A 6159-nucleotide genomic window follows, 5' to 3' on the forward strand; every position below is an offset into this window, starting at 1 on the left:
TCAGCCGCGTTGCGCGACGATCGCCGCGAGTGCGTTCATCGCCTGCCGGTAAGGATACGGACCGTGGCTCACGCGGGCCACGCCGTATTCGGCGAATTCGGCAACGGTCGGCGTCGGCGCGACGCGCATCACGTTGACCGGCAGCGGCGATGCGGCGGTCAGTGCGCGAATGAGATCCGGCGACGTCAGGCCGGGCACGAACAGTCCGTCGGCGCCGGCTGCCGCATATGCGCGTGCGCGCGCCAGCGTGTCGTCGAGCAGCCGCTCGTCGTGCGTATCGGCCGGTGCGACGAAGAACACGTCGGTGCGCGCGTTGATGAAATAGCCGGTGCCCGTGCGATCCGCCGCTTCGCGGGCGGCCGCGATCCGGGCCGATGCGGCGTCGACGGCGCGCAGCTCGCCGGTCGTCGGAAAGCTGTCTTCGAGATTGCAGCCGACCGCGCCGGCATCGATGCTGAGCGCGATGGTGTCCGCGACGTCCTCGAGCCGCTCGCCGTAGCCGCTTTCGAGATCGACGCTGACCGGCAAGTCGGTCGCGCGTGCGATCCGCGCGAGCACTTCCATCACCAGTGCTTTCGGCATCTGCTCGCCGTCGGCGAAACCGTTGGCCGCGGCCACCGACCAGCTGCCGGTCGCCAGCGCGACGGCACCCGCGTCGGCCACCGCGCGTGCACTGCCGGCGTCCCACACGTTGAACAGCACCAGCGGTTGGCCTGCGCGGTGAAGCGACCGGAAATACGCGCGTTTCTCGTTACTGCTCATGCTCGTTCCTCCTCGTGAGAACGGGATCGGCTGTCGTGCCGAACGATACTGCGAGCATGTCGAGCGACGCAAGGAAATCCCGCGCGTCGAACAGTTCGCCGACGCTCCTGACGCCACCTGACACGATGGTCCTGCCGCTCAGCAAGCGCACGGCCGCTTCGACGACGATCGGTGCGCTCGCTGCATAGATGTCGCGTCCCGATGCGGTCACGCGATGCGTCGTGCCGTGCTGCGCGACGACGACGTCCATGACGAACCGTTGCGCGGAGCGGCCGAGCGCGTCGGCCGGCTGCGGCGGCGGCGTGGTCGCGTCGCGGAGGTCGCGCAGCGCGCGCGTCGCGAGCCACGACTCGATCGTATCGACATGCAGATGGCGTGTGAGCGTCATCACCTCGGAGAACGGCAGCAGCGTCACGTCGACACTGCCGATCGGCGGCGGAAACGGCCAGCTGCGTTCGCGCGGCGTCGACGGAACCGCGGCCGGCTTGCCGTGCAGCTGAACGAGCCGGACCGCGCGATTGCGTTCGCCGGTCACGCGCGTGCCGCGCGTCGGATGCCAGCTGTCGAGGCCGGTCGCGATGTCGATGCGGTCGATCGGTTCGCCGCGATCGACGACCGCGGTGACGAGCAGGTCGGCGAGGCCGCCATAGAACGCCGCGGCAGGGACGATGCTCACGCGCGCGGCGCGCGCATGCGCGTCGTACCGATCGGCGACGGCCTGAACCGACGGCTGCTCGGCGCTCAGGTCGAGATACGGAATGCCGGCTCGTAACGCGGCGTCGACGAGCGGCAGCGCGGTATCGACGAACGGGCCCGCGCAGTTGATGACCGCGTGCGCGCCGCGCAGCGCGGCGTCGAGGGCCGCAGGATCGTCGATCGTCGCGATGCGCCGGCTTGCGGGCGGGCCGCCCGTTTCGGCGAGCCGCGCGGCGTCGCGCGCGATGCGCAGTGCGTCGAGCCCGCGCCGTTCCAGCTCCGCGATGACGAACCGCGCGGTGTGGCCCGTCGCGCCATAGACGGCCACCGTCTTCCGTTCTTCCATGATCGATCCTGCGATACAGAACGGTACGTTTTATAGTACAGGTCTGTATCGCCGTCAATGCCGGAATGCTATGATCGGACGCACTTTCGCGGGAGAGGAGCCGACGACGGCCGAAGCGGGATGAGAAAGGGAACGGAAACGGACGAACGCGCACCGGATACGCGCGAGCGCATTTTGCGAACGGCGAGCGAGCTGTTCTATCGGGAAGGCACGCGCGCGGTTGGCGTGGACCTGATCGTCGCGCAGGCGGGCGTCGCGAAGACGAGCCTTTATCGTTACTTCGCGACGAAGGACGATCTGATCGAAGCGTTTCTGCTGCGCGAGGACGCGGACTTCTGGGTGCATTGGGACGACGTGGCTGCGCGGTACCGGCGCAATCCGCGCGACGAACTGGACGCGCAGCTGCAATGGATCGGCGAGCGCATCGCGCGTCCCGGCTATCGAGGCTGCCCGCAGATCAACATCGCCGCCGAGTATGCGGATGAAAACCACCCGGCGCGCAAGGTCGCGGTCGCGCACAAGCAGGAACTTCGGCGCCGACTGACGGAGCTCGCGAGCGCGATCGGCGTGGACGACCCGGAAACCTTCGCGCTGCGGCTCGCGACTGTGATCGATGGCGCGCTCAGCAGCGGACGCGCGTTGCATGCGCAAGGACCCGTCCGCTTCCTGCACGAGTTCGCGCAATTGCTGCTGCCGAAGCCGCGCAAAAAATAGGCAGCGCAAGCGCCGGCGCCGCGCGGCGATTCACTCGCGCGGCGCCGGCTCTTCCGACAGCACACGTAGTTGCTCGCGCAACCGATCCATTTCTCCCGCGGCGAATGGCTGCTCGATGTCGGCATGCGTTTGCCGCCACAGCGGAAACGCTTCGGCGAGCAGCCGATGACCGGCCGGCGTCAGCGCGAGCAGGCGGCTGCGCCTGTCGTCCGGATCCTGCTCGATCGTCACGAGACCGCGCCGCTCGAGCGGCTTGAGCGCCGCGGTGAGCGTCGTGCGGTCCATCGCGAGCAGCGACGCGACCGATTTCATCGGGGCCGGCTGCGGCCGATTCAACGACATCAGCAGCGAAAACTGGCCGTTGGTCAGATCGAGCGGACGCAGCACGTCGTCGAACAGGCGTGCAAGGTTGCGCGCCGCGCGCTGCATGTGCAGGCACAGGCAGCAATCGCGCACCATCAGCGTCGTTTCGAACGGAAGCTTTTCTTTTCGTGCCATGTTGCAATTATGTTGATATCAACCTATCGTGTCAAGGACGAGGAGCGGCACCCGTTGCTCCCGCCATTGGACGGAGGGCGCATGAGTGCGGCACAGCAGTTGTATCTCGCGGTATTCCTGGGTAGCAAGGACGGCGCGCGCATGAAGGCGTGGGTTGCGCTCGCGGACGACGAGCGGCGTGCGAAGGAGCGCGAAGGCATCGCCGCGTGGAAAGCGTGGGTCGAGCGGCACCGCGACGCGATCGTCGAGCTGGGCGGGCCGCTCGGCAAGACGAAGACCGTCGACGCGCGCGGCATCGCGGACACGTCGAATGCGATGGGTGGCTTTACGGTCGTGCGTGCGGCTTCGCACGATGCGGCCGCGGCGATGTTCGAAGGTCATCCGCACTTCACGATTTTTCCGGGCGAAACGATCGACGTGATGCCGATTCTGCCGATTCCGGCCGCGTAAGCAGCGTGACGCGACGGCATCGCGCAGCCGGCGCGATCGTCGTCGTCGCGTCGTCGCGTGACGTTTTCCCCGACATTCTGGATGGAGATCAGCGATGAAGCTTTACGGATTTGCGGGCACGCGTACGCAGCGCGCGCTCTGGGGGCTCAAGGAGCTGGATGCGGATTTCGAGTTCGTGTCGGTGAACCTGCTGGCGGGCGAGCACAAGCTTCCGGAATTCCTGCGCCTGAACCCGGCGGGAAAGGTGCCGGTGCTGGTCGACGGCGATCTCGTGATTCCCGAGTCGGCCGCGATCGTACTGTATCTCGCGGACAAGTACCCGGACAAGGGACTGCTGCCTGCCGATCGGGCACAGCGCGCGCATGCGTATCGCTGGATCATGTTCGCGGTGACGGAACTCGAGCAGCCGCTGTGGCGGATCACGCGGCATACGTTCATTTATCCGCCGGAGAAGCGTTCGCCGCCCGACATCGAGCTCGCGCGCGAGGACTTCGTTGCGATGGCCGCAATTCTCGACCGGCATCTCGAAGGGCGCGCGTTCATCGTCGGCGATACGCTGACCGTCGCCGATTGCGTGACGGCCTACCTGATCGACTGGGCCGACGAGTGCGGGCTGATCGACACGTTCCCGCAATTGCGCGCGTATCTGGAGCGTCTGTATTCGCGGCCGAAAGCACCGCAGCGGATCGCCCAGACACGCGAGGCGGCGTGACGGCGGCTGGGCATGACGACTTGCCGGCCGAGCGACCGCGTTCGGATCTCGACGCACAGCGCCGCGCGCACCGCGCCGGCGCGCCGTCTTGCCCGACGATCGTCACACACCGAGCCCGAAGATCAACGACCGATGCGCGCCCACGCCCGCCGCCACACCTGACGCCGCCGCGAACGTCGCGTTGGTCATCAGGCTCGACGCGTCGCCGGCCGCGAATACGCCCGGCACGCTCGTGTGCTTCCACGCGTCGACCCGAATCGCCGGCCCGAGCGGCCCTTCGTCGAATTCGCAGCCGAGCTGCGCGGCCAGATCGCTGGCCATTTCGGTGCGCGCGCCGACGAACAGCGCATCGATCGGGACGACCTTTCCGTCGGCGAGTTCGAGCGCGTCGATATGCGGCGCATCGCCGAGAATCGCGACGACCGGCGAGCGCTCGATGCGCACGCCGCGCGCGGCGAGCTGCGCCGCTTCTTCATCGCTCGGCTCGACGACACCCTGCGTGAACCAGGTCGTCGGTCCCCAGTCCGGGATCAGCATCGCCTGATGCACGGACAGCGGATGCGTGGCGAGCACGCCGAGCCGCCGGTCGGCTACCTCGTACCCGTGGCAATACGGGCAATGCAGCACGCTGACACCCCAACGCGATTCGAGCCCCGGCAGCACGGGCAATACGTCGCGCACGCCAGTGGCGAGGATCAGCCGGTCCGCGCTTGCGCGCCGACCGTCGGCGAGCGTCACGCTGAAGCGGCCGTTCGCATCGCGCGCGGCGCTGCGCGCTTCGCCGTCGATGCGCTGCACAGTCGGATAAGCGGCGAGCTGCGCGGCGGCTTCGTCGACGATCTGCGCGGGCGGCTTGCCGTCCTGCCCGAAAAAGCCGTGCGCATGCGCGGCGAAGCGGTTGCGCGGCCGCCCGCCATCGATCACGAGCACGCGGCGGCGCGCGCGGGCCAGCTGCATCGCGGCCGACAGCCCCGCGAAGCTGCCGCCGATCACGATCACTTCATGGTCCGTATGCATGGTGCGGTTCCTTTCCTGGATGAGAGCGCCCGGTTCGATCGCGAGTCAACTCACGAAACACGAGAAGTTGCATGATAGGGCGATGTTATCATTCACGCAACTTCACGAGTTTCGAGAAAGGGCGCAACGGACATGAGAGCCGATAGTCGTTTGTCGCGGATGCTGCATGCGTTGATTCACATGGACCAGGCCGACGGTCCGCTGACGTCGGAGACGATCGCGACGATGCTCGGTACGAACGCGGTCGTCGTGCGCCGGTTGCTCGGCGGGCTGCGCGACTGCGGCTACGTGCAGTCGGAAAAGGGCCACGGCGGCGGCTGGGCGCTCGGCGTCGCACTCGACGACATCACGCTGCTCGACGTCTATCGCGCGGTCGGCGAGCCGCCGCTGTTTTCCGATCTCGTGTCCGAGGACACGCCGGAATGCCTGGTCGAACAGGCGGTGAATGCGCATCTGTCGGCCGTGCTGAAGGACGCGGAGGCGGCGCTGCTCGCGCGCTTCGGCGAAGTCACGCTCGGCATGCTGTCGCGCGAATTCGAAGCGAAGGCGGCGCGCGGACGCAAGCCGCGCTGACGCGGCGCGCCGCTCCGACCGCTGCGCGCGGTGTGCGATTCGGCACGATCGCGCCGGCCGCGCCGCGATGTTCCGTCCCCCGACTTCCTGCCCGTTCGCCCGCCACAGGGCAAAATACGGGTTTTCCGCACCCGCGAGGGCGCGTCCGAATCGCGCGCCGAGCGGCGACGGTGCGCCAGCCGCGCGCCGCCGCCCGGCGCCTACGCAAGATCGCTCGCCGCACGGCGGGCCTACAGGAGTCCAGACCCCATGCCCGAATCGAATCTGTCCTTTTTCGGCCGGCTGTCGCTTGCCGTCAGCACGTTCTTCTCCGTGCTCGGCAATCGCGACTTCGCGGCCGACGTGCTGCGCGTGCGCGACGGCGGCGTGCCGGCACCCGCGCCGGCCGCAC

The 6159-nt window shown here is 68.1% G+C and carries 8 protein-coding genes and 1 pseudogene; 5 read left to right on the forward strand and 4 right to left on the reverse strand.

Annotated features, from left to right (window positions below):
• Positions 1–762, reverse strand: coding sequence for an isocitrate lyase/PEP mutase family protein (locus tag BUB20358_RS01130; protein ID WP_035974936.1), 762 nt, complete (start codon positions 760–762; stop codon positions 1–3).
• Positions 752–1804: a saccharopine dehydrogenase family protein gene (locus BUB20358_RS01135; RefSeq protein ID WP_006766848.1), complete on the reverse strand. Its 1053-nt coding sequence runs from the start codon at positions 1802–1804 to the stop codon at positions 752–754. Before BUB20358_RS01135 ends, BUB20358_RS01130 begins: the two co-directional genes overlap by 11 nt.
• Positions 1805–1924: 120 nt before the next feature.
• Between BUB20358_RS01135 and BUB20358_RS01140 the strand changes: the two genes are divergently transcribed.
• Positions 1925–2518 carry a TetR/AcrR family transcriptional regulator gene (locus tag BUB20358_RS01140; protein ID WP_035974938.1) on the forward strand — a complete coding sequence of 198 codons (594 nt, stop codon included), beginning with the start codon at positions 1925–1927 and terminating at the stop codon, positions 2516–2518.
• Positions 2519–2548: 30 nt separating this feature from the next.
• Here the strand turns inward: BUB20358_RS01140 and BUB20358_RS01145 are convergent, their stop codons facing one another.
• Positions 2549–3016 (reverse strand): MarR family winged helix-turn-helix transcriptional regulator, encoded by a 468-nt coding sequence (locus tag BUB20358_RS01145; protein WP_006766850.1) that lies wholly within the window; start codon positions 3014–3016, stop codon positions 2549–2551.
• Between the two features lie 81 nt (positions 3017–3097).
• Here BUB20358_RS01145 and BUB20358_RS01150 point away from each other — a divergent pair, with 81 nt between their 5' ends.
• Positions 3098–3466, forward strand: coding sequence for a YciI family protein (locus BUB20358_RS01150; protein ID WP_035974941.1), 369 nt, complete (start codon positions 3098–3100; stop codon positions 3464–3466).
• A 94-nt stretch (positions 3467–3560) separates the two neighbouring features.
• Positions 3561–4178, forward strand: a complete 618-nt coding sequence (locus BUB20358_RS01155; RefSeq protein WP_006766852.1) for a glutathione S-transferase family protein — start codon at positions 3561–3563, stop codon at positions 4176–4178.
• Between the two features lie 102 nt (positions 4179–4280).
• Here BUB20358_RS01155 and BUB20358_RS01160 read toward each other — a convergent pair whose 3' ends face one another.
• Positions 4281–5195: an NAD(P)/FAD-dependent oxidoreductase gene (locus BUB20358_RS01160; RefSeq protein WP_006766853.1), complete on the reverse strand. Its 915-nt coding sequence runs from the start codon at positions 5193–5195 to the stop codon at positions 4281–4283.
• Positions 5196–5327: 132 nt separating this feature from the next.
• Between BUB20358_RS01160 and BUB20358_RS01165 the strand changes: the two genes are divergently transcribed.
• Positions 5328–5768: an Rrf2 family transcriptional regulator gene (locus tag BUB20358_RS01165; protein ID WP_006766854.1), complete on the forward strand. Its 441-nt coding sequence runs from the start codon at positions 5328–5330 to the stop codon at positions 5766–5768.
• Between the two features lie 249 nt (positions 5769–6017).
• Positions 6018–6159 (forward strand): annotated as a pseudogene (locus BUB20358_RS28125) (DUF2760 domain-containing protein); the annotation flags it as partial.

Origin of the sequence: Burkholderia dolosa, assembly GCF_902499135.1 — a bacterium.
Classification (GTDB): domain Bacteria; phylum Pseudomonadota; class Gammaproteobacteria; order Burkholderiales; family Burkholderiaceae; genus Burkholderia; species Burkholderia dolosa.